This is a genomic window from Streptomyces sp. NBC_00075 (assembly GCF_045041225.1).
GTDB classification, from domain to species: Bacteria; Actinomycetota; Actinomycetes; order Streptomycetales; family Streptomycetaceae; genus Streptomyces; species Streptomyces adonidis.
In genome coordinates this window covers 10,506,807-10,532,350 of the sequence record NZ_CP108243.1, presented here as the reverse complement: position 1 = coordinate 10,532,350, position 25,544 = coordinate 10,506,807, and the positions used below count along the sequence as shown (strand labels likewise).

Genomic DNA, 25,544 nt, shown 5'->3' with positions numbered 1-25,544 from the left:
TGGTGCCCTTCATCCACCACGCGAAGGACGGTAGGGCCGGTGGAAGCTCGATGAAGATCACGGATGTGGAAGTTCCGACGGTGATGCTCCCCCGGGAGAGCACCACGCCCTGAGCGACGCGGACAGCACCTGCCAAGCGACGATCGTGCGCATCACTGCGGACAACGGAGTCGTGGGATACGGGCAGGCCGAGGTTCCCCAGCGGTCGTACAGGGACCATGGCCGCCCCACCGTTCGGTTTCGCTCACGAATGGCTCGTAGGAAGCCGCCGTCTCTCAATCGATCTCAGCGAAAACCCAGGAACCGAAAAGCCCGACAGCCTCGGTCTGTCCAACCGTTTCGAGCCCGTCGCCACAACCTGATCAGGATCTCGACTGCAGGTCATCTTCATGTCAGCCCCACCCCACGAGTTCAACCCCGGCAGGTGATCGACGAGGTGGTACGGATACGTTCCGCCATGCCGCAGCAGCCAGGGAAACCGATCTCTCCGGGCTACCACCGGCATTCATCGACGTCGACTCCGTCGAGTTCTTCCGTGACGACGTTTGCCTTGCAGGCCGATGCGACGGTCGAGGCAGTCGTGCGTTGCTCCGTTTCCACCCCGCGCGGGAGGTTCCGGCTCCCTGAATCCCGTTGCCTGGAGAAATGCACCGAAACGTCATGCTGTCGCGATCCTGAGGCGGCCATGATCGCCCTCTGCGGGACACCTCACCAGTTGGCGTCGCTGTAAGGCATTCGGCCGCCAAACGGCGCCCGGCCGCCGCCGTCGTCCGAGGCAGACTGGCCTCATGAACGTCGAGTCCGGCCATCCGCGAAGGAGGAAATCGCCTACGCGAGTCAGATCTGGCTGGCGGGTGGCACTGCGGAGCTGCACGTCTGGCCCGGCGGCGTTCACGGACTCGGTCAGATCGTCTATCGGCGGCTGTCTCGCAGACCGACATCGCCACGCGCACGGACTGGGTTCGCAGGCTGCTCGCACCCTGGACGACCGGCACCCTACGGGCCCCGGTCAAAAGGACCGAGGATCCCGAGCCGTACCTCTCCGTGGCTTCCCGCGCCCCTGCAACCCACCACCCACGGGCTGAGCGTCCGTACCCGACCTGATCTAGCGACTGAGAGTTCAAAGGAGAACGATGCAGAAGCTGCCCGAATCCAAGATCACCGAGATCGACGCCCACGAGGTCCTGGTGCCGATGCGCGACGGCACTCGGCTCGCCACGTCGGTCTACGCCCCTCGAGGCGGCGGTGTGTGGCCCACCCTCCTGCTGCGCACCGGGTACGGCAAGGATGAGACGTACTCCGGGCTGGACTCATGGGGGAAGGAAGCGGCGGCTGAGGGGTACGTGATCGTTGTCCAGGACCTGCGTGGACGCTACGGCTCCGAAGGTGCCTTCGAGCTTGCCGACGACGACCGGGACGACGCGCACGACACGATCGACTGGATCGTGTCGCAGCCGTGGTCGGACGGCGGAGTGGGCCTGGCCGGGAGCTCGTTCCTCGGGCTGACCACGCTGCTGGGCGTTGTAGGCGGCCATCCGGCTGTCCGTGCTGCCGTTCCGGCGGTGGCGGCCGGGCCGTTCGACGGATACGGCTACTTCGGTCCGGGTGTGGTCCAGACGGACGCGTTGCTGCTCTGGCCGATCGCCAGTCTGCTTGAGGACGTCCTCAAGCAGACAGGGGAGAAGGTCGACGACCCCGCCATCACCCGGATCATTGATTTTCCGCTTCGGACGGTCGCCGCCGCACTCATGGCGCAGGAGGACGTCACCCCCGATCAGGTCGCCGAACTCATGAGACGGCTCCCCGAGCTGATGGCCGAGCAGTCCGTCGCAGCGGAAGCGATCTACGAAAAGAGCCCGCACGAACTGGTTTCCTGGCTGTCGGGCCACCTGCCGTGGGTGGGTGAGTGGGTCGCCCATCCGGATCCCCGCGACCCCTATTGGGCGCGTCGGGACCCCACGTCGGGAATGGGCAGCGTGACTGTGCCCATGCTGCACGCCGGAGCCTGGCACGACATCTTCATCCGGGGCACGATCCGCAACTTCCTGCGCGTTCAGCGGAATCCCGGTGCCGGCCCGCAGAAGCTCGTCATCTCGCCGTACACCCACTTCGGACCGCTGGCACCCGCCTCCGAGTGGACGCCGGCGGACATCGTGGTTCCGGACACGCTGCAAATGGGCGGCAGTTCCTACGCGCCGACGCCGCAGATCGTCACGCGGTGGTTCGACCGGTTCCTGCGGGGCGCCGAGAACGGCGTTGACACCGAGGCGCCGATCAGTATTTACGTGCAGCGGGCGAACATGTGGCGCGACGAATGGGAGTGGCCGCTGGCCAGGACCGACTGGCGCAGGCTGCACCTGCGTGGGGGCGGCGCGGCGAACAGCGCGGCTGGGGACGGCCGGCTCTCGGAGGAGCCCCCGTCGGCCGGGGAGCCTGCCGACTCCTATGTCCACGACCCCTCCGTACCCGTCCCCACTCGTGGAGGTACGTCGCTCGGGACCGGCTCACCGGCCGGCATCTTCGACCAGCGCGACGTGGAGAGTCGTCAGGATGTACTCGTGTACACCTCCGCGCCGTCGGCGGAAGGCTTCGAGGTGACCGGGCCTGTGACGGTCGAGCTCTGGGTGACCACGTCCGCGGTCGACACGGACTTCACCGCGAAACTGACCGATGTCGATCCTGACGGCAGGTCGACGAATGTGTGCGACGGCGTGACCCGCCTGCGCTTCCGGCCGGATGCGCCCGGACCGGTCAGGCCCGGCGATGTTCAGCGTGTGACGATCGAACTCACCCCCACCAGCTACCTCTTCCTCCCGGGGCACGCGGCACGGCTGCAGATCGCGTCGAGCAACTACCCCCTTTTCGATGTCAATCCCAATACGGGGCGAAGCAGCCTGGAGGACGGGGAGTCCACCACCGCCCGGCAGACCGTGCTGCACGACGACCGGCATCCATCGGCACTCGTCCTGCCGATCATCCCTGCTGAGACGGAGAACCGATGAGCGCCACCAGCGCAGCAGTCCCGCCCACCTCCGCCGGCGACCTGACGTGGACTCCTGCCTGGAAGATCAGGGAGATGGTCGGGCGACGCGAGATCTCACCGCTCGAAGTGACCGAGCACTTCCTTTCCCGTATCGAAGCTCTCGAACCGGTCCTGCACGCCTTCCGGACCTTCGATCCCGAAGGAGCTCGTGGACAGGCGCGACGCGCTACGGACGCCGTCGCCAAGGGCGATGCCCTCGGCCCCCTGCACGGCATCCCGATCTCGATCAAGGAACACATCAACGTGGCCGGTCTGCCGAACTGGACCATCACCGCACAGGGCGGCACAGGTGTGGCGGCGGCCGACGCCATTCTCGTCGAGCGCCTCCGCCGCGCGGGCGCGATCATCGTCGGCACGACGATCATGCCGGGCGTGGGAACCGACCCCACGATGCCCGACCTCGCCGACCATCCCCGCAACCCCTGGGACACCACGCGGATCCCAGGTACCTCCACCGCGGGCGGTGCGGCATCCGTCGCAGCGGGAATGACCCCGCTGACCATAGGCTCGGACGGCGCAGGATCGGTTCGTCTCCCCGCGGCCATGAGCGGCATCATCGGGTTCCATACGAGCGAGGGCCGGGTCCCGGCTGTCGACTACGAGGCGCCCGTCGTCACCCAGGGTGGCTCAACGGGCCCGCTCGCACGTAACGTCCGGGACGCCGCGATCGTCATGCAGGCGATCGCAGGCCCGGACGGTCGCGACCCGTTCGTGATCCGCACCGCCGCACCGGACTACCTCACCGGTCTGGATGACGGTGTCTCCGGACTCAGGCTCGCGTGGACGGACGACTTCGGGTTCGCCGCAGAGCATGCGGTGGAGGAGACGCCGGACGTCGTCACCGCGATCCGCGATGCGGCGAGTCGCTTCGTCGAACTCGGTGCGAAGGTCGAGGCGGCCGACGAAAGCTGGGAGGACTACTGGCCGGCGTTCACCGCCATGACGTCTGCCTACGGCCCGCCCCTCACCGTGGTGGCGTTCGCGGCATCACACACTTCGGACAGCCTGCAAGCCGGTCAAGAGCTGTACGGACGGAACTGGGACAGGTTTGAGCGGGTTTTCGAACGACACGACCTGCTGCTGAGCCCGACGTTGCAGTTCACCGCGCCGACGGTCGCGGAATGGGACGTGTTCTGCAAGCGTTCCGATCACCGCCGGAGCAACTTCATGGCTACGTACGGCGCTTACACTCACCTCTTCAATATCTACGGATACCCCGCCGTCTCGGTTCCCTGCGGATTCCTTCACGGGCGCCCCATAGGTATGCAGATCGTGGGGCGACCGCACCAGGAAGCGCTGATCCTGCGTGCGGCATCCGCGTTCCTCGGCGGTCTGTCTGTCGAACCGCCACCTGCGTTCGCCTGAGAAGCGGGTGACCGGAGACACCTGCCGGGGACCGATGGGCGGCTGCGCCGCAGGCGCCCATCGCCAGAGTGTCGGGCGCTGCCTGCCAACGGGCCCGGCTATTCCCCGCCCTGCTCGAACACGAATGCCGCAGGCACCTCGCCGGAGCCGACGGTGTCGAACGAGCGGTAGGGCACCACGGGCAGGGTGAGGGCGGAATCGTAGGCGCCCCCCGAGTGGATCGTGTAGACACCAGGCAGCGTGGCCCGCTGCGCAGGCGTCGGGAGGATCGGGCCGGGCTCCTGGGTCGTGATCGTCAGCCGCAGCGAGTGCCCGGGTTCGATGTCGGTGATCACGGGGTCGAGGCGGATCGACAGCTTGACGGCCTCGCCGGGAGTGAGGGGGGAGTCGTCGAGGAACGTGTGGTAGGGATTCGTGACCCTGCCCTCGGAGTCGGTCCAGGTTCGCGCCTCGTCCAGGTCGCGAAGGCCGGCGACCAGGTTCCCGTTCGACACCAGGGACGTGGTGCCGTCCGGCGCCACGTCGTCCAGGGTCGTGATCAGCCGCAGATTCGTGGAACTGCTGCTCGCCCACACCGTGGCCGCCACCGGACCGGCCAGGGTGAGGCCCTCGGCGAAGGGCTCCGAGTCGTAGCTCACCGAGGCGCCGGTCTCGGTCGGCTGTGCCCAGTCGACGGTCGTGGTGCTCGTGGCGGTCGGCACGGTCGTCTCGAGCGTGCCGTCGCCGAGCGCGGCGATGGAGTAGTCGGAGACCAGCGGATACGCCGAGGTCTCGAGCCAGGAACCCGTGCCGCCGTCGCCCGAGGTGCCTTTCTCCCACAGATGCAGCGGAGTCGCGCTCTCGGCCAGGCCGGTGCCGGCACCGGACATCCAGGTCTCGAGCCAGGCAAGTGTGGCGGCGTCGCTCAGTCCGACGCCGTGTTGCCACGGTCCGACCACGACCTGGTAACGCGGATCCGTGCTGTCGCTCGCACGCATCGGCGCGAAGAGGTCACGTCCGGCGGATGCGTTCTGCAGCGCGCTGTAGAGCTCGAGGGTCGAGGGCATCCCCGGGTCGTCCCAGCCGGTCCATTGCAGGATCGGCACTCCGGAATCGACGATCGCCTGAGCCTCGTCGCCGACCGTTGTGGAGCGCCAGTAGTCGCGGAAGTAGGCTTCGTCCTCCCCCGCGGCAATGGCGTCGGCGAGTTCGACGCCGATCGCGCCCGCTCGGTCACCGGCCACCTGTCCGAAGGTGCGGATCAGGTCCACGATCGGGCTCGGCATTCCGCCGTAGTCGACGATCTGGCTGCGGTAGACGTCGCCCCCCGCGCACGCCGGCACCATCGCCTTGACAGGGGAGTCCGGCCCGAGCGCCGCGGCGGTGTAGAGCTGAGCGATTCCGAGGTAGGAGAATCCGACCAGGCCGACGGTACCGTTGGAGCCGGGCAGCGCCGCCGCCCAGTCGGCGAGTTCGACGCCGTCGGCTCCGATCTGCGGCGACCAGAACACGAACTCGCCGCCCGACCGCCCGGTACCGCGGATGCACGTCTTCGCGTAGATGTACCCGCGTTCGGTGAAGTAGCGCGCGGCCGTGGCCACGTCGTTCGACTCAGCGGTTTCGCCGGTGTACGGAGTCTGCGAGAGCAGTACCGGGAACTCTCCCTCCGCGATGGCGCCCGTCTCGAGGTCGGCGGGGTAGGCGATGTCGCCGACGATCCGCACGCCGTCGGACATCGTGATCGTCTGGTCGTTCACCACGGTCACACCGAACCGGGCCGCCGGCAGCGTCCAGGACGCGCCCGGGTCGGCGGTGCCCACTCGCGCTCGGGGCGACTGGAACGGGGATCGCGTAGTCATGAGGGGCCTCCTGGCCGATCCGAATGTCTAGAACATCGTCCTATAAACGATCTGGAACTTAACGCGCCTGCGTTTCCTGATCATTTCGCACAACTTCTCCCCCGTGCAGATTCACCCTCGCATAGTGCCGAGACTGCGACTGTCGCACTGCCGGGCCGGGCAATCGAAACTCGTTCGTAATACAAGCGGACTACCGTCGGGGCGAGGCTCCTAGTACATCGTACTAGGAGTTGCACCCCCTGACGCGCGTCGTACACCACCTCGAACGAATGAGGAGACCATGCCAGAAGAACGCCGAGGTAAGGTCCAGACCGTCCTGGGCCTGATCGACCCCAGTGAGCTCGGCCACACGATGATGCACGAGCACATCATGCAGCCGGGCGTACCCACCATCACGGGATCGACCTACCTCACAGAACCCGAGGACCCGATCGGGAAAGAGATGTTCGGCGCCCCGGTGACGCTCGAGAACCTCTGGTGGATCCGGTACAACCTGCGGGAAAGCCGTGAGAACAACACGGCCGCCTCGGCTGAGGAGTGGCTCCGCGAACTGGAGCTGTTCAAGCGCTCCGGCGGCGGCACCATCACAGAACTGACCATGCACGGCCCGAAGAACCTCGACCACGTCGTCGAGCTCTCCCGCGCGTCCGGGATCAACATCGTGGCCGGGGCGGGTCATTTCATCGACAAGGCCCACAAGCCCGAGGCACGCATCGGTGAACGCACCGTCGACGAGATCGCCGCGGAGCTGATCGACCACATCCTTGTCGGCAATCCGGAGACGGGCGCGAAGGCGGGCCTCCTCGGCGAGCTCGGCTGCTCCTGGCCGCTCACGCCGAACGAGCGCAAGGTGCTGCTCGCCGGCGCGATCGCCCAGCGGGAGACGGGTGTGTCGATCTCGATCCATCCGGGCCGCAACGAAGCCGCACTCGGCCAGATCCGCGACGTGCTCGCCGAGGGTGGCGCCGATCTCACGCGCGTGGTGATGGGGCACATGGACCGCTGCGGTTACGAACTCGAGACCAAGCGCGACGTGCTCGACAGCGGCATGACCATCGAGTACGACGTGTTCGGCATGGAGGGCTACTACCCCGCGGCAGCCGCACTCGCCGACGACCACATGCCCGACATGCCGAACGACACGGGGCGCATCAAACAGATCCGCGAACTCGCCGAGTTGGGCTACAGCGAGCAGATCGTGGTCGGTCATGACATCCACCTCAAGCACCAGCTCGCCACGTACGGCGGCTGGGGCTATGGGCACTATCTCCGCAACGTCGTGCCGCTCATGCACATCTGGGAGCTGAGCGAGGAGACGATCCGGCAGCTCACGATCGACAACCCGGCCCGCCTGTTGGCCATCGTCTGACCGTCCCGGCCCTCCGGATCAGAGGCCAAGTCCCCTGATCCGGTGGGTCTCTGCCACCCGCGAGCAGCCGCTCGTGGACCGTCGCGGCCGACCACCGGGAGGCCTGGTCGGCCAGTATCCATCGAAGTAGATCACCACCACCCCAGCCTGCGTTCGCAAGGGCGGGGGGCGGTCTACAGCGGCCGGTCGTCGCGCTCGAGCATGCGTTCCAGACCGGCGATCATGGTCTCGACCATGAAGTCGAAGCTGCCCTCCATCGGGGTCGTCCGGCCCGAAGTCCAGCGCAGCATGAAGACGCGGTTGGCCACGAGCAGGAGATTGCGGCGGATCGCGGGCAGCTCCTCGTCACTCGCCTCGTTCAGCGCAGCCGCGTACTCCGCGGTCCAGTCGGAATCGGAGTTGGCCAGCTCTGTCGCGAACTCGGCCGAGATCCAGCCGAAGATCGTTCCGAGCACGGTGTTGTAGACCATCACGAGGCGTTCCCCGCGGAAACCTGCCCCCTCAAGCACCTGCATCAGGCGATCGGCGAGGGTAAGACTCGAAGCGCTGACCTGGATCGTGGAGGTGAAGCCCGCGGCGAGGCTCGGATGCCTCCCCATGACGGTCCGCGCGGAGGTGGCGAGCTGACGGATCCACGCCGTCCACGGTACGTCGCCGACCTCAGCGAGTTCGATGGAGTCGAAGACTCGCTGGCAGACCTTGGCGATCAGCTGGTTCTTGTTGCCGACGTGCCAGTAGATGGTGGCGGGATAGACCCCTAGCGAATCGGCCAGCTTGCGCATGCTGAGGGCATCCATGCCTTCGCGGTCGATGAGGGCGAGCGCCGCGTCGAGCACCTGTGCGCCGCTCAGCGAACCGCCGTCGGGGAATGCCGCCCGATCGGCTCGTGCCCGCTCACGTCGCTCGTTCACCTCGGTCATGTGAGTAGTCTCGCAGGGTTCTCGACCGTGAAGGCGCCGGACTGCTCGGTGGTGATCATTGCCGTCGGCCGTCCGGCGCGAAATCCGGCTGTCGCCCCGACGCTCCCTCGTCTGCTGCGGAACACAGGTGCTCGTAGCTGGGCGTCACGACTGGCCGCGAGCCGATGGCGAGGGCGACCGCCGGCCCGGCGGTCATGAGACGGTTCCTTCCAGGACCGGTACGCCGATCCCGAGCTCGGTCTCGAACACCGTGAGCGCACGGTCGATGATGTCGAAGAGCTCGTCGAGTTCGGTCTCGGTGGCCACCAGCGGCGGGGCCACCGAGACGGCGTCGTTGTAGCCCCCTGTGGTCGCGTAGACGATCGCACCCTCGTGCTGGGAGATCGCGGCGAAGCGCGCGGCGAGCGCTCCGGTCGCCCGTTGCCTCCCGTCGGTCAGCTCGAACTCGAAGGCGCGCATCATCCCGATACCGCGCACGTCGACGATGCTCGGATGGACGGATGCGACACGTTCCATGTGCGCTTGGAAGACCGGTGCGAGAGCGGCGGCCCTCTCGATCACCTTCTCGTTCTCGAGCACGTCGAGAACTGCCATTCCGGTCGCGATCGACAAGGGGTTCCCGGCGTAGGTGTGCCCGCCGTGGATCCGGCCGCTGCCCTCACGGATGGCGCCGAGCACCCGCTCGTTCACGAGCGTGGCGGCCATCGGGCTGTACCCGGCCGCGAGGCCCTTGCCGAGCGCCACGATATCGGGGCGCACGTCCCAGTGGTCGACGGCGAGCATGGTGCCGGTCCGCCCGGCTCCGGTCATCACCTCGTCGACGATCATCAGAACGCCGAATTCGTCGCAGAGGGCGCGCAGCCCCTGCAGGTAGCCGTCCGGCGGCGTGGTGCATCCGAGGGTCGCACCGCCGACCGCCTCGACGACGACGGCCGCGAGCGTGCCGCCGTGCTCTTCGAACCGCCGGCGCGCGTCGCCGAGCAGTACCGCGGAGTACTCCGCATCGGTCAGGCCGGGAGCATCGCGGAAGGCATAGGGGGCGGTGAGCACCGGGAAGTCGTGCGCCAGCTCACCGGCGACGCCGCGCCGGGCATGCCCCGAGAGCGAGAGCCCGCCGAGGGTGTTGCCGTGATAACCCTTCCGGTGCGAGAGAAACCACTGGCGTTCGGGCCGCCCGGTCTCGCGGAAGTACTGCAGGGCAAACTGCATGGCCGCCTCGGTGGCCTCCGAGCCACTGTTCACAAACCAGGCACCGGCGTATCCGGTCATCGCCGTGAGGCGGTCGGCGAGGGCGTCCGTCGCGGTGCTGGTGAACGCGCCCCGGTGCGTGAAGGTGACCTTGGCCGCCTGTTCGGCGATCGCCCGCACCACGTGCGGATGCGCGTGACCGATGGTGGTGACGACCGCGCCGGAGCAGGCGTCGAAGTACCGGCGCCCCTCGGTGTCGGTGAGCCAGACACCCGACGCGCTCTCGATGGCGGGAAGCTCGGCGTCGAGCACGTTCTGAATCAGGGTCGATCGCATGGTGGCGAAGTGCTCCTCTGTTGTCGGGCGAGCGGCCGCGAACGCTCTTGCCTACATCGCTAGTACGCCGTACAACATAGACGCGGTTTGTGGCGGGCATGTTTCCAGCGGCTAGGGCCATCCGACCTCACCGATCGTCGGGATACTTAGTCCATAAAAATCCCCATAATTGCGGTACTCAAAGTTCACCCAGCGGAAATCACTCGTGCCCTGCGCGAAACGCTCACTGCCTAGCCTCGGTTCGCATCTCTAGTACAGCGTTCTGGACGAACAGATCACCACGCAGATCACCACGCGGTCCGGGCTTCCCCGCCGCACCGCCCGACCCTGGAGGATCCTTGTCCCGATACCCGAGAGTCATCGGGGCGATCGTCGTCGCCTCAACACTTGCCCTCACCGGCTGCTCGGCCTCGCTCGCAGAGCCGGGAGGGGACGTCACCGTCAACACCGTGCTGCCCGCCGACCCGTCGGGCTTCAGCCCGCTCGCCTCCCGGATCCAGGTCGACACCCAGATCCAGAGCCTCCTCTACGACACGCTCCTGCGCCTCGATGCCCACAACACCCTCGTCGGCGGTCTCGCCGACGACTGGACGACGGATTCGGCGACGTCGTACTCGTTCACCATCCGAGACGGCGCGACATGCTCCGACGGCACCGAGATCACCGCTCAGGTGGTCGCCGATTCACTCACGAAGCTCGCCGACCCGGCCACCGCGTCATCGGCACGCGCACTGGTCTTCGGCCCGGGCGACGCCACCATCACCGCGGACGACGCGACGTCGACCGTGGCCATCAGGCTCAGCCGGCCGTTCTCCGAGCTACCGACAGGCATGACCTTCTCGCAGTCCGGGATCGTCTGTCCGACCGGACTGGCCGACCCCAAGGCACTCGCCACCCGCCCTGTCGACGGCGCCTACTCCGGCGCTTACACCCTCGTCACCGCGCAGCCCGGCGTGAACTACAAGCTGGCCCTGCGCACGGACTACGACCAGTGGCCGGAATACACCAGCAAGCTCGAAGGCGTCGCACCGGCGACCATCAACTTCGGCATCAGCACCGACAACTCAACGATCGCCAATCAACTGCAGAGCGGCGACCTCGACTTCGCCGGCATCGCCGACGACAACGTGAGCCGCTTCGAGTCGTCGCAGGACTACTCGGTCGAACAGGCCGTGATCGGCTGGACCTACGTCGCCTTCAACCAACGTAAAGGCAGCGTGTTCCACGACAACATCGCACTGCGTACCGCCGTGGCCCAGGCCCTCTCCCGCAAGGGGTACGTCAACGCGGTCTCGAACGGTCGCTCACCGGTATCGGCCAGCATCGCCGACGCCCAGACCCAGTGCGCGATCGACGACGATTCGCTGCTCGTGCCGGAGGACAAGGACGCCGCGGCCAAAGCGCTGGCCGGTCGGTCGATCGACATGATCGGCGCGAACTCCCTCGGTGTCGGCGGCTCCGGCAACACCTACGTCCAGGAAGCCCTCACCGCCGCCGGCGCGGATGTGACCCTGAAGAACACCGACACCGCCGGGTGGGCCACCGTCATCACGCAGCAGAGCAAGCCATGGGACCTGACCCTTCTCGGGGCGAACGCCCCGCTTCTCACCTCCCTCACCCGCGTGTTCGGAACGCCCGCGGAAGAAGGCGGCCGCAATGTCACCGGGGCCGACCTCCCCAAGGCCGATGCCGCGCTGGACCAGGCACTTTCCGCAATCGACCAGGACGCCAAGTGCACCGCCTTCGCGAAGGTGCAGGAGATCATCCTCGACGACGTGGCAGTCGTGCCGCTCGCCTCCGTCACCAACGAGCTCGTGATGCGTGACGGGCTCACGGTCGGCGTGTTCAACGGCAACGTCGACTACAAGACGATCCGCGTCGCCGGCTGAGGCTCGTCGCCTCCGGGTGGCGCACGGTCGGCCTCCGAGGACGCGCCACCCGTACTCAGCTCAGTCCCGTTCGAGAACTCTGCAGACTCGAGGAGAAAGACCCTCATGGCGAAGACTCTCATCGTGAATGCGACACCGCCCGCCGCCGAACGGGCAGCACCGCACTCGCGCCTCGCCGACGGCTTCAGCTCGCCGTGGGCCGGATTCGCCGTCCGCCGCCTGGGCGGACTGGTCCTCGCGTTTTTCGTGATCACCACCATCACCTTCCTGATCGTGCCGCTCATCCCGGGCGACCCCGCGGTCTCCGTCGCCGGCCCCAACGCCAACAGCGCGGAGATCGACGCCATCCGCACCGGTCTCGGCCTCGATCTGCCGCTCTGGCAGCAGTACTTCACCTACCTCGGCGGCGTGCTGACCGGCGACCTCGGAACCTCGTTCATGTGGGGCCGACCGGTCTGGGATCTCGTGCTCGGCCGGCTGTCCTTCACCGCCCCCCTCGCCTTCATCGCGATGGCGCTCGTGCTCGTGATCGGAATCCCGCTCGGGATGGTCACCGCCGTACTCACCAGGGGCGGGCGCAATCGCTGGCTCGACACGGGCTTCGGCTGGCTCACCGGACTCTTCTCCACCGCACCGAGCTATGTGCTGGCGACCGTCCTGATCGTGCCCTTCGCCATCGGCCTCGGGCTCGTGCCTCCTGCGTTCTCGCGGAGCGATGTCGCTGCGTCGGCCGTCCTGCCGATCGTGGCTCTGTCGATCGGGCCGGTCTGTACGATCGCCCGGGTCGTTCGCCGGGAGACCGAGACGGTGATGGAGCAGGACTACATCCGCACCGCCCGCGGATGGCGCATCCCGTCGACCGCGCTCTACCTGCGCTATCTGCTGCCGAACATCCTCACCGTCACGCTCACCCTCGGCGGCCTCGTGCTGACCTCGCTCCTGGGCGGCACCATCATCGTCGAGACGGTGTTCGCCTGGCCCGGCCTCGGCACGGCGATCGTCGCGGCGATCATCAACCGCGACTACCCGCTGATCCAGGGGATCATTCTGGTCCTCGGAATCCTCGCCACCCTTGTCAACCTCTTCGTCGACATCACCCTCGGTCTCGTCGACTCCCGCACTCTCGGAGGAAAGAATGTCCGCTGAGTCCGCGATCAGTCGCCCCGTCCTCCCTCAGCCGAAGAGGCCCCGGCGCTTCCGATGGACAGCCGGCCTCATCATCGGCCTCGCGCTCGGCGGCATCCTCGTGGTGCTCGCCCTTGTGGCGCCGCTGATCTGGAACGACGCCGCATCGACCCTGACCGACGAGGCGAACCTGCCCTCCTCCCCCGGGCATCCGCTCGGCACCGACGCGCTCGGCCGGGACATGCTCGCCCGCACGCTGGTGGCCGTGCGGCTGACCCTCGTGATGACCGTCTCCGCCACGGCGATCGCCGTGCTCGGCGGGATCCTGCTCGGCACCCTGGTCTGGCTGGCGCCGCGCCGCATCAGAGAGACCGGCCTCCGCGCCATCGAGATCGCCGTGTCCTACCCCGGGCTCCTGATCGCGCTCATCATCGCCGCGGTCCTCGGCCAGGGAATCAGTTCCACCATCCTCGCGATCGGCATCGCCGGCGTACCCACCTTCGCCCGCATGACCGCGAACATGGCCGGCGCGCTCTCGCAACGGGAGTTCATCGCCACCGCGCGGTTGCTCGGCACTCCGCCATGGCGGATCGTCCGGGCCCACCTGCTGCCCAACATGGCCGAACCGCTGCTGGTTCTGTCGGCCAGCACCTTCGCGACCTCGCTGATCGAGATCTCCGGGCTGTCGTTCGTGGGCCTCGGCGTCCAATCGCCCGACTACGACGCCGGCCGCCTGCTCGTCGACGCCTTGCCGACCCTCTACACCCGGCCGATCGAGATCGTCGGACCCGTGACGGTGATCGTCATCACCGGCCTCGCAGCGATGCTGATCGGCGACGGACTCGCCGCCGGCTTCAACGTCCGCGCCGCTCGTGGCTTCGCCCGGCGCAAGCCCGTCGTCGACGTACCCACCCCCTCGATCCCCGCGCCCGAGGCCCTGCTCGAGGTGCGCGATCTGGTGGTCTCCCGCGGTGACGGGACGGCACTGGTGAAGGGGATCTCGTTCCAGATCGAACGAGGTGAGGTGCTCGGAGTCGTCGGCGAGTCCGGTTCGGGGAAGTCGCTCACCGCCATGGCCATAGCACAGCTCCTGGCAGGCGGCCTCGACAGCCGCGCCACCACCCTCCGGCTGGACGACCTCGACCTGCGCAGGCCCGTCGCCAAGAAGTCGCTCGCCACCCGGATCGGCATCGTCTATCAGGACCCGGGAACCACCTTCAACCCGGCCCTGCGGCTGGGTCCGCAGCTCACCGAGGTGCTCCGCCGGCACACCGGGCTCAGCAAGCCGGCCGCGCGCGCACGCATCCTGGAATCGCTACGCCTCGTGCAGATCACCGAACCCGAGAAGCGCCTGAACCAGCATCCCCATGAGCTCTCCGGAGGAATGCGCCAGCGGGCGATGATCGCCACCGCACTCGCCAGCGACCCGGACCTGATCATCGCCGACGAACCGACCACCGCCTTGGACGTCACCGTGCAGGCGGACATTCTTCGGGAGTTCCGCCGGATCAACCGCACCCGCGGCACCGCGATGCTGTTCATCTCCCACGACCTCGGCGTGGTGGAGGAGCTCTGCGACCGCACCCTCGTGATGCGCGAGGGGGAAGTGATCGAGACGCTCACCGGAGCGGAACTGCGCGCCGGCGTGGCGAGGCACCCCTACACCCAGGCTCTGCTGGCGGCCACCCCGACGCTGCCCGCACGCGCGCACCCCTCCGGTGCGAGCGAGACGAAGGAGACCAACGATGCCCACTGAGGCCGATCCGGTCGCGGTCGACCCCGCCATGGTGCAGATCACCGGGCTCGAAGTGCGCTACGGCCATGGCCGGCGTGCTGCCCGCGTCATTCCGTCGCTCGACCTCGCCATCCGCCGTGGAACGACCATGGGCCTCGTGGGCGAGAGCGGCTCGGGCAAGTCGACCCTCGCCAAGGTGATCGTCGGTCTCGTCGCACCGACCGCGGGCACGGTGCAGGTCGACGGCGTGAACCTGGCCGATGGACTCGCCGCCGGCCGCGCGCGCTGGCGCAAGCTCGTGCAGCTGATCCCGCAGGACCCGTACTCGTCGCTCGATCCCCGGATGACGATCGGTGTGTCCATCGCCGGCGCGATCGAACCCCGCCGTGCCGACGTGCGACGCCATGCCGACGCCGTCGCGTACTGGCTGGAACGCGTCAGTCTGTCGCCGGACATGATGTGGCGCTATCCGCATGAGTTCTCCGGCGGCCAACGGCAGCGGATCGCCGTGGCCCGGGCGCTCGCCGTCCAGCCGGCCTTCATCGTCGCCGACGAGATCACCTCCGCCCTCGACGTCTCGGTGCAGGCCGAGGTGCTCGCCCTGGTCGCGGAGCTGCGGGCCGAGCTCGATCTCACGATGCTCTTCATCTCGCACAACCTCGCCGTGGTGCATCAGGTGTGCGACGACGTCGCCGTGATGTCCCGCGGCGAGCTGGTGGAGGTCGCCCCGTCGTCGGAGCTGTTCCTGAACCCCCGGAACGCGTACACGATGACCCTGCTCGATTCGGTTCCGGGGTCCCCCGGGTTCACTCTCGACTGAAGGCTCCGATCGATGAGCGCTACCACCGTCCCTCCGCTCCCTGCGCGCCGGGTGACCGGCCCTTCCGCCGCCGTGCTCGCCGTGGCCCACGACGACGGTCATGCTGGTGTCGAACCTGCCGTCGTCGCTCTACGGAGCGCTGTCCACGACGCTCGGGTTCGACGTGACGGTGTCGTCCTGGCTGTACGCCGCGTATTTCGCCACCCTCGTCCCCTCTCTGCTCGCGGCGGGGCGGATCAGGGAACGCGTCAGACCGGCCGTCCTGCTCCGGTCAGGTCTGGCGCTCTGCCTGGCCGGCGAGATCCTCTCGGCCGTCGCCGGGAGCGCGGCCGGCATCGGCGTCGCGCGTGCCCTGCAGGGGATCGTCGTCGGCGTGCTCTCGGTGTTCCTGTCATCGCTGGCGCTGCACTCGGCGCCGGTGCGGGGCGTCGGGCTCAGCGCCGGATCGACCCTCATCGGCGGAATCGTGGGCCCGGCGATCGGCGCGTGCTGGATCGCCTTCGACCGGGCTGAACCCTCGGGTGCCTTCGGAATCGCCGTGGTACTGATCGCCGCGGTGCTCGCGGCATCGTTCTTCGTGCGGCTGCCCGTAGCCCCGCTGTCGGCGCGATCGGTGCAGCGGGTGGCCTGGCGCGATGCGCCCCGGGAGGGCCGCCGGGCCGTTCTGGCCGGGTGCCTCTCCTCGGTCGCGGCCTGGACGAGTGCGGGGCTGGTTCTGGGGCTGCTGACCAATGTGCTCCCGGCCGCCCTGCCGACCGCGCCGCAGTGGCTGGCTCCGGTCCTTGTCACCTCGGTGATGACCATGGCCCTCGGCACGCAGCTCGGCATCGGGCGCCTGCTGCCCAGCGGCTCACGGGTCCCTCTCGCGTTCGCGGGTACGGTCGCCTCGACCCTCGGTGCCTCACTCCTCGCGGCCGGACTCTGGACGGGCTCGACACCCCTCGTCGTGGTCGCCGTGGTCGCGATCGGGTGCGGCCTCGGAGCAGGCTTCCTCGGCGGCCTCCGGCTGGTGTCCGCCGTCCGGGCCGAGCTGCCCTCGGGCCTCGACCGGTTCTTCCTGCTCAGCTATGTTGCCGCCGGTGCGCCCGCGCTCGTGGTGGGCCTGCTCGGCATCGCGATCGACTCGGTCTCCGCCCTGGGTCTCGTGCTCCTCACCTCGGCCGTCACGACGTGGGGAACCACCGCGCTCCTCAGCCGGACGTTCCGGCAGACCCCGCTGTTCGCCGACCCCGTCGCACGACGGTCGCCGAGCGGCTGACTCTGGCACGCTGGACCGGACATCGTCCGCCGGGCGCGGACGGGGCCCGGTCTCCGGCACCGGACCTCCTGCGTTCGTCCAACTCACGGGAGCAGTCATGCGTGTGGTCATCTTCGGAGCGTCCGGGATGGTGGGGCAGGGCGTACTGCGCGCCTGCCTTCTGGACCGCAGCGTCGACGACATCCTGGTCGTCGGACGCACGCCGCTGAACGTGGTCCACCGGAAGGTCCGCGAGATCATCCACGCGAACTTCACCGACTTCACGGTGATCCGCCGGGAGTTCGAGGATGCAGACGCCTGTTTCTACTGCCTCGGTGTCTCCGCATCGGGTCGCAGCGAGGAAGAGTACACCCGGATCACGCATGACTACACCCTGGCCGCCGCACGGGCCATGATCGTGGACAACGCTGCCCTGACCTTCACCTACGTATCGGGCGAGGGGACCGACAGCTCGGAAACGGGCCGTTCGATGTGGGCCAGGGTCAAGGGGCGTACCGAGAACGAACTGCTGGCGATCCCGTTCCACGCCTACATGTTCCGCCCCGGATACATCCAGCCGCGGGCCGGCGCCGTCTCGAAGACAGCCGCCTATCGCTGGACCTACCGGCTCACGTCGTGGCTGTACCCCCTCCTGAACAGGCTGGCGCCCGGTCATGTGACAACGACCGAGCACCTGGGGCGCGCGATGATCGCCGTCGTCGGACTCGACGGCGGCGGCCCTACGGTGCTCTACAGCCGCGACATCAACCGCCTCGGCGCTCCCGCTCCTGCGGGAGCTGTGCGGCGGAGGTGATCAAGGGCGCCGTAGCGGGTACGGGCACCGCGTCGCGGGCATCTCCGGCCCTGCCCGGAGCGGCCCGGCACCGGCCGCCGGATCACCGGCAGGGTGAAGGCCGTCGTCATCCTTCACCACGCCTCAGTTCAGCGTGACGCCGGAACAGCTTCGGTGGAGCGGCCGGTCACTCCGTGGCCTGGACGTTCTCCATTGGGCTGCCGGGCAGCTGGCCGCCGGCGATCATCTGCTCCAGCATTTCCAGATCTGATGCGGCACAGCTCTTGATCGGGGCATCCTCATCGAAAGGCTCATCAAATGCGGTGGTGTCGGACAGCGCGGCCGAACGGTCCGCCTCGAATGACTTGTCGCCGGTGGCGATGAAATCTCGAATCACATCGTTGATTCCGTCGCCCTGCATGGCCGTCATGTGGTCACCTTCGATGATGGCCAGCCGAGAGCCCTTGATGGCCCAGTTCATCCATTTCGCTCCTCGCTCGGTGCCGTTGTTGGAGGTTTTTCCCCGAATAATCAAGGAAGGGATCTCGATGGCGCCGCAAAGCCCCATCCAATCCTGGCCACCATGACTGACGCACATTTCGATCATGTGGTCACCGTTGACCGCCTCGGCACCCTCACTCGTCTGCAATGCCAGGAGCGACGTGTCGCCCACCATTTTACAGAAGGTGTACCACTGTTCAGGAGTAGCGTATGAGCCGGAGTTCAGGATCCTTTCCTTGGACCACTCGGGGTGGAACACGTTCGCCGGCGGATTGTCACCCAGGATCAGCTTGGACACCCGCTCGCCGCGGAAGATCTCGTAATAGGCGAAAACAATGTCCTGACCACCCGAATAGCCGAACAGCGTGACGCCCTCCAGGTCCAGTGCGGTGATCGTGTCGTAGATGTCCCTGGCATGGCGGAAGACATTGAATCCCCAGTCGGGGCGGCCGGAAAGGCCGGTTCCGCGTGAGCCGACGCACACGGTTCGGTGATCCCTGCTGAGATTTTCGATCAACGAATCGTAGATTTCGGGAGGCCCGCCCACACCGCCGGGAATCATGACGATGACAGGGCCTTCGCCCGTGTCGATGTACTCAAGATTCACATTGTCGTTAGTGGTGACGAAATCCTTCTGGTGCGCCATAAGAATTTCCTCCTGATATAGATTCCGAAGTGGGGGCGGTGCGGATATTTTCGGGATGCACTCTCGGTTACAGACAGTGGACCGGAAGCAGGAGAACCAGCCACTGGGCGACCATCGCAGGCTTGGGATTATCCTCGATTTCCAGCGTGCTGTCGTACTTCACGAGAAAACCGTCGCCGCGCTCGGCCACGGTTTCCACTCGCAACCGCAGCCTGATCCGGTCTCGGACCGTCAAAGGCGTCAGGAAACGAACGCGGTCCAGGCCGTAGTTGTATCCGTGCCAGCGACCGATGATCTCCGCGGAGAGGTAGTCGAGGAGCCCCAGCTGGTTGAAGCCCTCGACGAGTCCCTCGGGATACTCCGGGTCCATCGACTCGCCGTAGGTCTTGTCCAGGTAAGTGCCCAGGTAGAACTGCTGCTGCCGTTCCGGGGACTGCGTGAACCAGTCGCCGACGAACTCCTCGCCGACCAGCCCCGGAAAGTCTTCCAGTTTCGATGGCTTCGCCGGATTCGATGGTGTGCTGCTCATGAGGTGATCCACTGTCCCGCCACCCGGTCATAGGCACCCACACGCAAGTCCGGGGACCCCTTGATCAGTTCCTTCTTCGCCACGCGCGCGGATTCGGTCATCGGGAAGGCATCGACGAAGGCGACGTACCGGGGAATCTTGAAGGAGGCCAGGTGGTCGGAGCAGAACGCCAGTACCATGGCCGGTTCAGTCCGCTGGGACACGGCATCGGGCCGCAGCTGGAGGTATGCCTTGATCTCCTCGCCCATCACTTCGTCCGGCACGGCCACGACTGCCGCCTCCAGGACCTGGGGGTGCAGCCGCAGCACCGCCTCGACCTCGGCGCACGCGACGTTCTCGGCGTTGCGGCGGATCATGTCTTTCTTCCGGCCGACAATGTAGAAGAATCCGGCGTCGTCCTGCCGGAACAGGTCACCGGTGTGCAGCCAGCCGTCCTTGAGCGTCTCGGCAGTGGCTTCGGGGTTGTTGACGTATCCCTTCATCATGGCCGGCGACCGCACAACGAGCTCACCCTTGGCCCCTCGTTCGACGTCGTTGCCCTGGTCGTCGACCAGGCGGGCTTCGGTGAAAGGAGCCAGAAGTCCGCACGAGCCGGATCCGACCATGACATCCGCGTCGAGGGGCATGAGCAGCGACGGCGCGAACTCACTCATCCCGAAGGACTCTCTGGCCGGTGCGCCGTAGCGCTCCTGGAGTTCCTGGTGACGCGAGGGATTGAACCCGAAGATGTGAAGGAGGTTCAGGTCGTTGGCTGCGTCGTTTTCGGTCGGCGGAGCTTTGAACAGGGGATCGAAATAGAAAACGGAGTTGATACGGAAGTCCCGGACCCAGCCGAGGAATCTGGAACTGCTCGGCTTGGCGCAGCAATAGAAGGTGGCACCGCGGTAGAGACAGAAAGCCGCGTTGAACTGGCCGTCCACGTAGAACAGCATCTGATTGCAGAGGAATCGGTCGATCGTCACACCGGCGGTGTATTCACCCCAGGTGACTGCCGCATTGGTCCAGTAACGCTGCGGAAGCAGACAGCCCTTGGGAAAGCCCGTGGTGCCGGAGGTGAACTGGACATTGAGGATGTCGTCCCCGTGCACTTCGACGGAGGGGGTGAACTCGTCCGAAGCCGTGTCGACGATGCGTTCCCAGCATTCTTCGTCGCCGTTGGCCGACAGGAGGATCCCGTCGCGTGGCACGGTCAGGTCGGCGTCGGCGATCTCGTCCACCAGAGGACGGAACTCCGGATCGATGATCAGCATCTCCGCGCCGCTGGTTTTCAGAACATGCGCCAGTTCCCGTGATGTGTAACGTCCGTTGACCGGAACCAGCGCTGCCCCCAGCCGGGCGAGGCCGAGCCAGGTGGACAGATAGATCGCACTGTTGGGGACCATCATCGCGACGCGGGACCCGCGGGCTATCCCCTGTGACCGGAGTGCGTTGGCAGCCTTCCGCGAGGCGATCGCCACCTCGGAGAAGGTGAGCTGTTCCCCCCTCTCGAAGAACGACCACGCGAGGTGTTGTCCGTAGAGCCTCTCGGCGCGGTCGACCAGGGCGCCCATGTTCTCCGGAGTCTCGACGGCCTCGATTGTGGCGCGCACCTGTTCCCACTGGCGTGCCACCTCGTACTTGTCCGGGGGAGTGGCAGATCCGGAGACGCTATGGGCCAAATCCTGTGTGTTCGTACGGCTCACTGAAGGAGACCTCCTCCAAGCTGGGGGTGGACCGGCGGTGGCCCACAGACTGGGGATGGCGACGCTCGACCGGGTGACTGCGAGCGGCAGCGGCATCATGAGGGCTCGCGCGCCCCGCCGGTAGGGGCCGTTCCGCGTGGCAGCACACGGCCAGAGCCGTTCGCCGCCAGTACCGTCAAGTGATCGTGTCGGCATCCGAGCGTGAGCTGGGGTAGGAGGGTCGAACGCCGGACAAGTGGACACCAGATCCGGACGGCGACGGAAGAGCTCACCGCGTGGAGTGCGTCACGGTCGTGCCGAGGTGCGGATGCCTGTTCGTCATCTGATGTGCGTTCGTGATCTGATGTGCGTTCGCCTCTCTCCCCTCTCTCCCTTCGTCGCCCGGCGGGTCTGGCATTGCACCGGTAGGGCGTCAGCAAGGTGGCTGAAGTTGGCGCACAGGTCTATGGCGGGGGAGCGGCACGGTAGAAAAGATGCTACTCATCAGCTCCGCACGACATGGGCTTCGACGTCTGCAGCTCGTCTACAGCGGTCCGGAAATCGATCCCGCGAGTGATGACCGCCCGTGCTGGGATTTCGTCGAGCCCCCGGTGATCAGCCCCGTCCGAGAAGCCCTCCTGGCCATACGGCTGGCCAAGGCCGGGTTTGTCCACCAACTGGAATGCAAGTTGCTGCGGCATACCAACGAGAATCTGGGGACCGGCCGTTCGCAGGAAGTGACACAGGAGTCTCCATGACCGCTGTACAGCCCGTACGCCCGCCAATCGACCCGGAGATCGCCGCTGGACTGGCTCTCCTCGGCGACAGCGCTGTCGTCACCGTAACGCCGGACGGAATAGAAGACCTGCGCCGTGCGCAGATGATGGCCACCGCCTCGGACGAGGACCTGCGTCGCGGCGGCACCCTGGAGTTCCACGAATTGACGGTTCCCGGCCCGCCGGACTCCCCCGACATCTCCGTTCTCGTATGCCGCCCCACGGTTCTGACGGCGCCGACCGCGGCTATTTTCCACACCCACGGCGGGGGCATGGTGGTAGGCAGCAACCGTTCGGGGATCGAGCCGTACCTGGACTGGGCGGTGGAGTTCGGTCTGATCGTGGTGTCGGTGGAGTATCGGCTGGCGCCGGAGCACCCCGATCCGGCGCCCGTCGAGGACTGCTACGCAGGTCTGCTCTGGGTGGGCGAGCACGCCGAAGAACTCGGTATCGATCCGAACCGTCTACTCATCAGCGGTGCCAGCGCGGGAGGCGGCCTCGCCGCCGGCGTCGCCCTCATGGCCCGCGACCACGCAGGGCCCACGCTGGCCGGCCAGCTTCTGGTATGCCCGATGCTCGATGACCGGAACGAGACGCCGTCGAGCTACATGCTTGAGGGCGAGGGCGTGTGGGACCGTACCTCCAACCTCACGGGATGGAACGCGCTGCTGGGAGACCGACGGGGCGGCCCCGATGTCTCCACCTACGCGGCGCCGGCCAGGGAGACCGACCTGTCCGGCCTGCCCCCGGCCTTCATCGACGTGGGCGAGGTCGAGGTGTTCCGCGACGAGGCCGTCGACTACGCCAGCCGCATCTGGCAGGCAGGCGGCTCCGCCGAACTGCACATCTGGCCGGGCGGGGTCCACGGCTTCGACACGATCTTCCCCCAGGCGGCCGTGTCGCAGGCGGCCCAGGCCGCCCGCACGGACTGGCTGCACCGTCTGCTCAGTCTCTGACCTCTGCGATGTCAGGTCGATGCGCCCGGGGAAACGCCCTCCCCCGGGTGTCCGCGGGCACATTGACCGGCATGGACGGGGCGGTTTCCCACGATCAAGGAAGGTTGCTGCTGCGCTGCAGGCGGCGCAGTGCGAGTGCTATGTAGAGGCGACCACGTCCTTCCGGAGCGTCGAACGAATAACCGAGTTCCAACTCGAGCTGCCGCAGGCGTTCACTGAGCGTGGAGTGGTGCATGTGCAGTGAGGACGCAGCTTGCCGAAGGCTCTTGTGGCTCGTGATGGCCTCCAGCACCGTGAAGGTCCACGGCCCGAGGCGCTCGGCCGACTCCAGCGCACGCACATCGTCGATCTCGGCGATCTCGCGGTCCGTCAACCGGGGAAGCAGAGCCAGCCCACCGATGGTGTCGTGCCGCAGTTGGCGCGGCCCAGGGTCTTCCAGCGTGCCGGCGGCAGTCAGCCGAAGGACGTCAAACGCGGCCTGCCACGCCTTGGGCAGCCCGGTCAGACCCGTGACCGGGCCGATGCCGGCCCGCACCAGCGTGTCGGCGTCACCAGTCCAGTCCCGGGTCACGGGGACGATGCTGGCTCCCACTCGCCCCATGCGCGTGTGCCAGCGCAGGAGAGCGGACGGCAACCAGTCGACAGCGCCGCTCTCTTCCACTTCGGCACCGATGGGCAGCGTGGCGACGACGCGAGCCTTCATCTGGTCGGGCATACCGAGCTTGCGGGCCGCGTCACGCCGTACCGCGTCCGTGGCGTTCCCGTCCAGAAGGACCTCCACGAGGGCAGGGTCCCTGAAGGCGGACTTGGTCCGCGTACGATCCAGCACCAGCTGAACACCGGCGGACAGACGCTCAAGGATCATCGCATCCGAACCGCTCAGGCCCGAGGTCCGCTCGATCCAGACCCGCGCGGTCCCGGAGTCCCCCAGGCTGGTCATGGCCCAGGTGTCCCGCAGTGGTACCGGATCGAGACGCTGCCCATCGGGGCCGATGCGCAGCCGGATGTGACGATCAGCCTCGTCCAGCCCGGCCGGCACACCCGCCAGCACGGCCGCACCTCGGATCAGGCCGTCGAGGCCCGAATGAGCTGCGACGAGTGCGTCGAAGAAATCGATCACCCGAACCGCGTTCTCCGCGTCGGGGTCGAGCGCCGAGAGACGTCCTAGAAGCTCCCTCATGGCTGCTCCTTTCTTCCGCCCGCCTTCTCAGGCGGCGCTGAGGATTACCCGTGCTGCTCGCACAGCCACCGCCTGCAGCGGCGGTGATCGTCGCAGACCCGCTTGAGTCCCATCCTGACGATCGCCGCCAGCCAGGTCCGGCTCGGGACCACTACCACAATCCAAGAATAGCGACGGAGCACATCGGACCATCCAGGGGACCAGTCGATTGGATTCCCGTTCCCGCAAGCCGACGGGCGGAGCAGAAACTCGTCTGCGGTCTGCGCTGTGGCAGGGTTGCCGTACGTGCTACTCAATCAGGAAATCAGGAAAGGGGGCACCCCCTGGGTCAGGCTGGGTATTAACACACGAAGCGAGCAACCCTTGTTCCGTCTGACGGCACGCCCACTAGGTTCCTATGCGCCATGACCTGAACCCCTTGCGTCCACGGGACGAGGCCACGGTGGAGCTGAAGCTGTGCACTGCCCGCCGCATCGACTGGGTCTGCGACCGTACCCGTGTCATCAACCGGCTCCGCGGAACGCTGACGGCTATCTTTCCCGTACTCGAACGCGCTCTGGAACTGACCCAACGCCAGCCCGTTGGTACTGCTGACCGGATACCAGGCCCCAGCGACGATCCGCCGCATGGGGGCGAACCGTCTGGAGTCGTGGCTGCGCAACCGTAAGGTCCGCGGTGCCTCCGCACTGGCGCGTTCCGCGTTCGAGACCGCCGAGCGGCAGTGATAACCGTCAACAAGGAGATTGCCGAGGTCGACAAACTCATCGAAAGCCGGTTTCGCGAGCACCAACGCGCCCCAGTGATTGCCAGCCTGCCCGGAATGGGCCCTCTGCTCGGAGCGGAATTTCTGGCGGCCACCAGCGGGGACATGAGCTTCTTCGCCGCTCCCGAACGGCTGGCGGGTTTCGCCGGCCTCGCTCCCGCGCCACGACGACCGTGTCAGATGCAACCTCCATCGCCCGAAGCGCTATCACCGCGGACTCCAACGCGTCTTCTACACGTCCGCCCTCATCAGCATCCGCACCTGCGCGGAGTCCCGTAGGTTCCACGATCGCAAAAGAGCGGAAGGCAAACGGCACCCCCAGGCCGTGCGTACACTCGCCCGCCGCCGCGTCAACGTCCTCTGGACACTCCTGAGTGACAGACGGTGCTATCAAGCCATACCACCTGTCACAGCACTACCTTGACAACGTCGTTGGGAAGTCGATCATCGTGACGTGGATTTTGGCTTCGGAGCGATGGGGGTGTGTCTCGCGGGCGAGTCGGCGGTGGTCCATGACCCGGCCGGTTGGGTCATGGTCCGCTCTACCACCCAACGTCGGAGGATCATCTTGAATCATTTGACGCCGGGGTCGCGTTGGATGACTTCCACGTCGATACCGAGGCGGGCGCCGTGGTCGATGGCTTTCGTTCGGTAGCCGGTGTCAGCCCATCCCTTGGTCACACGGGGGTTCGTGGCAGCGGTGCGGGACAGCAGGTGGATGCCGCCGACGCTGTCGGCGACGACCGTACGGCAGCGGCTCAGCGCCGCAAACGCCTCGTCCGGCAGGGCGTCCAGGTCCAGGTCGCCATTGGACGTCGTCCGCCGCTCCACCGCGATGCGGTGAGGAGGATGAACAGACCGTGGTGTAGGAGAA

18 protein-coding genes and 2 pseudogenes are annotated in these 25,544 nt (G+C 67.0%); 12 read left to right on the top strand and 8 right to left on the bottom strand.

The genetic code is table 11. The features are described 5' to 3' along the window. Window positions 1-1,133: 1,133 nt before the first annotated feature. Window positions 1,134-3,002, top strand: a complete 1,869-nt coding sequence (locus OG787_RS46070) for a CocE/NonD family hydrolase (protein ID WP_405539444.1) — start codon at window positions 1,134-1,136, stop codon at window positions 3,000-3,002. Between the two features lie 74 nt (window positions 3,003-3,076). Then, window positions 3,077-4,408 carry an amidase gene (locus OG787_RS46065; RefSeq protein ID WP_405539442.1) on the top strand — a complete coding sequence of 444 codons (1,332 nt, stop codon included), beginning with the start codon at window positions 3,077-3,079 and terminating at the stop codon, window positions 4,406-4,408. Between the two features lie 98 nt (window positions 4,409-4,506). Here the strand turns inward: OG787_RS46065 and OG787_RS46060 are convergent, their stop codons facing one another. Further along, window positions 4,507-6,246 carry a CocE/NonD family hydrolase gene (locus OG787_RS46060; protein WP_405539441.1) on the bottom strand — a complete coding sequence of 580 codons (1,740 nt, stop codon included), beginning with the start codon at window positions 6,244-6,246 and terminating at the stop codon, window positions 4,507-4,509. Window positions 6,247-6,526: 280 nt separating this feature from the next. Between OG787_RS46060 and OG787_RS46055 the strand changes: the two genes are divergently transcribed. After that, window positions 6,527-7,615, top strand: coding sequence for a phosphotriesterase (locus tag OG787_RS46055; protein WP_405539439.1), 1,089 nt, complete (start codon window positions 6,527-6,529; stop codon window positions 7,613-7,615). Between the two features lie 173 nt (window positions 7,616-7,788). On the opposite strand, the gene OG787_RS46050 is transcribed toward OG787_RS46055, so the two are convergent. Next, window positions 7,789-8,535, bottom strand: a complete 747-nt coding sequence (locus tag OG787_RS46050) for a TetR/AcrR family transcriptional regulator (RefSeq protein ID WP_405539437.1) — start codon at window positions 8,533-8,535, stop codon at window positions 7,789-7,791. Between the two features lie 192 nt (window positions 8,536-8,727). After that, on the bottom strand, window positions 8,728-10,059 hold the full coding sequence (locus tag OG787_RS46045) for an aspartate aminotransferase family protein (RefSeq protein WP_405539436.1): 1,332 nt from the start codon (window positions 10,057-10,059) through the stop codon (window positions 8,728-8,730). 338 nt (window positions 10,060-10,397) lie between these two features. On the opposite strand from OG787_RS46045, the gene OG787_RS46040 reads away from it, so the two are divergent. The 6 genes from OG787_RS46040 to OG787_RS46015 all read left to right on the top strand — a co-directional run bounded on the left by OG787_RS46040 (window position 10,398) and on the right by OG787_RS46015 (window position 17,679). Further along, window positions 10,398-11,948 (top strand): ABC transporter substrate-binding protein, encoded by a 1,551-nt coding sequence (locus OG787_RS46040; protein WP_405539435.1) that lies wholly within the window; start codon window positions 10,398-10,400, stop codon window positions 11,946-11,948. 105 nt (window positions 11,949-12,053) lie between these two features. After that, window positions 12,054-13,094: an ABC transporter permease gene (locus OG787_RS46035; RefSeq protein ID WP_405539433.1), complete on the top strand. Its 1,041-nt coding sequence runs from the start codon at window positions 12,054-12,056 to the stop codon at window positions 13,092-13,094. Continuing rightward, window positions 13,084-14,829 carry a dipeptide/oligopeptide/nickel ABC transporter permease/ATP-binding protein gene (locus tag OG787_RS46030; RefSeq protein WP_405539432.1) on the top strand — a complete coding sequence of 582 codons (1,746 nt, stop codon included), beginning with the start codon at window positions 13,084-13,086 and terminating at the stop codon, window positions 14,827-14,829. Before OG787_RS46035 ends, OG787_RS46030 begins: the two co-directional genes overlap by 11 nt. Next, window positions 14,819-15,628, top strand: a complete 810-nt coding sequence (locus OG787_RS46025) for an ABC transporter ATP-binding protein (RefSeq protein WP_405539430.1) — start codon at window positions 14,819-14,821, stop codon at window positions 15,626-15,628. The genes OG787_RS46030 and OG787_RS46025 overlap by 11 nt, the downstream gene beginning before the upstream one ends. Before the next feature lie 100 nt (window positions 15,629-15,728). Continuing rightward, window positions 15,729-16,886 carry an MFS transporter gene (locus OG787_RS46020; RefSeq protein WP_405539429.1) on the top strand — a complete coding sequence of 386 codons (1,158 nt, stop codon included), beginning with the start codon at window positions 15,729-15,731 and terminating at the stop codon, window positions 16,884-16,886. Window positions 16,887-16,983: 97 nt separating this feature from the next. Beyond that, entirely contained in the window at window positions 16,984-17,679 is a 696-nt protein-coding gene (locus OG787_RS46015; RefSeq protein ID WP_405539428.1) for an NAD-dependent epimerase/dehydratase family protein, read from the top strand. Between the two features lie 166 nt (window positions 17,680-17,845). Here the strand turns inward: OG787_RS46015 and OG787_RS46010 are convergent, their stop codons facing one another. The 3 genes from OG787_RS46010 to OG787_RS46000 all read right to left on the bottom strand — a co-directional run bounded on the left by OG787_RS46010 (window position 17,846) and on the right by OG787_RS46000 (window position 21,016). Next, on the bottom strand, window positions 17,846-18,805 hold the full coding sequence (locus tag OG787_RS46010; protein WP_405539426.1) for an alpha/beta fold hydrolase: 960 nt from the start codon (window positions 18,803-18,805) through the stop codon (window positions 17,846-17,848). Between the two features lie 67 nt (window positions 18,806-18,872). Then, complete coding sequence (locus tag OG787_RS46005) at window positions 18,873-19,334, bottom strand: hypothetical protein (RefSeq protein ID WP_405539425.1); 462 nt, start codon at window positions 19,332-19,334, stop codon at window positions 18,873-18,875. Further along, window positions 19,331-21,016, bottom strand: a complete 1,686-nt coding sequence (locus tag OG787_RS46000) for a class I adenylate-forming enzyme family protein (RefSeq protein WP_405539423.1) — start codon at window positions 21,014-21,016, stop codon at window positions 19,331-19,333. The genes OG787_RS46005 and OG787_RS46000 overlap by 4 nt, the downstream gene beginning before the upstream one ends. Window positions 21,017-21,489: 473 nt before the next feature. Between OG787_RS46000 and OG787_RS45995 the strand changes: the two genes are divergently transcribed. Together OG787_RS45995 and OG787_RS45990 are read left to right on the top strand one after the other, a co-directional pair. Continuing rightward, window positions 21,490-21,753, top strand: coding sequence for a hypothetical protein (locus OG787_RS45995; protein WP_405539421.1), 264 nt, complete (start codon window positions 21,490-21,492; stop codon window positions 21,751-21,753). Continuing rightward, window positions 21,750-22,727, top strand: coding sequence for an alpha/beta hydrolase (locus OG787_RS45990; protein ID WP_405539420.1), 978 nt, complete (start codon window positions 21,750-21,752; stop codon window positions 22,725-22,727). The genes OG787_RS45995 and OG787_RS45990 overlap by 4 nt, the downstream gene beginning before the upstream one ends. 94 nt (window positions 22,728-22,821) lie before the next feature. On the opposite strand, the gene OG787_RS45985 is transcribed toward OG787_RS45990, so the two are convergent. Beyond that, entirely contained in the window at window positions 22,822-23,847 is a 1,026-nt protein-coding gene (locus tag OG787_RS45985; RefSeq protein WP_405539419.1) for a helix-turn-helix domain-containing protein, read from the bottom strand. 457 nt (window positions 23,848-24,304) lie between these two features. Between OG787_RS45985 and OG787_RS45980 the strand changes: the two are divergent. Further along, a pseudogene (locus OG787_RS45980) lies at window positions 24,305-25,094 on the top strand (transposase); the annotation flags it as partial. On the opposite strand, the pseudogene OG787_RS45975 reads toward OG787_RS45980, so the two are convergent. Next, window positions 25,086-25,411: pseudogene (locus tag OG787_RS45975) on the bottom strand (IS5/IS1182 family transposase); the annotation flags it as partial. The pseudogenes OG787_RS45980 and OG787_RS45975 sit on opposite strands and share 9 nt — an antisense overlap. Between the last annotated feature and the right edge of the window lie 133 nt (window positions 25,412-25,544).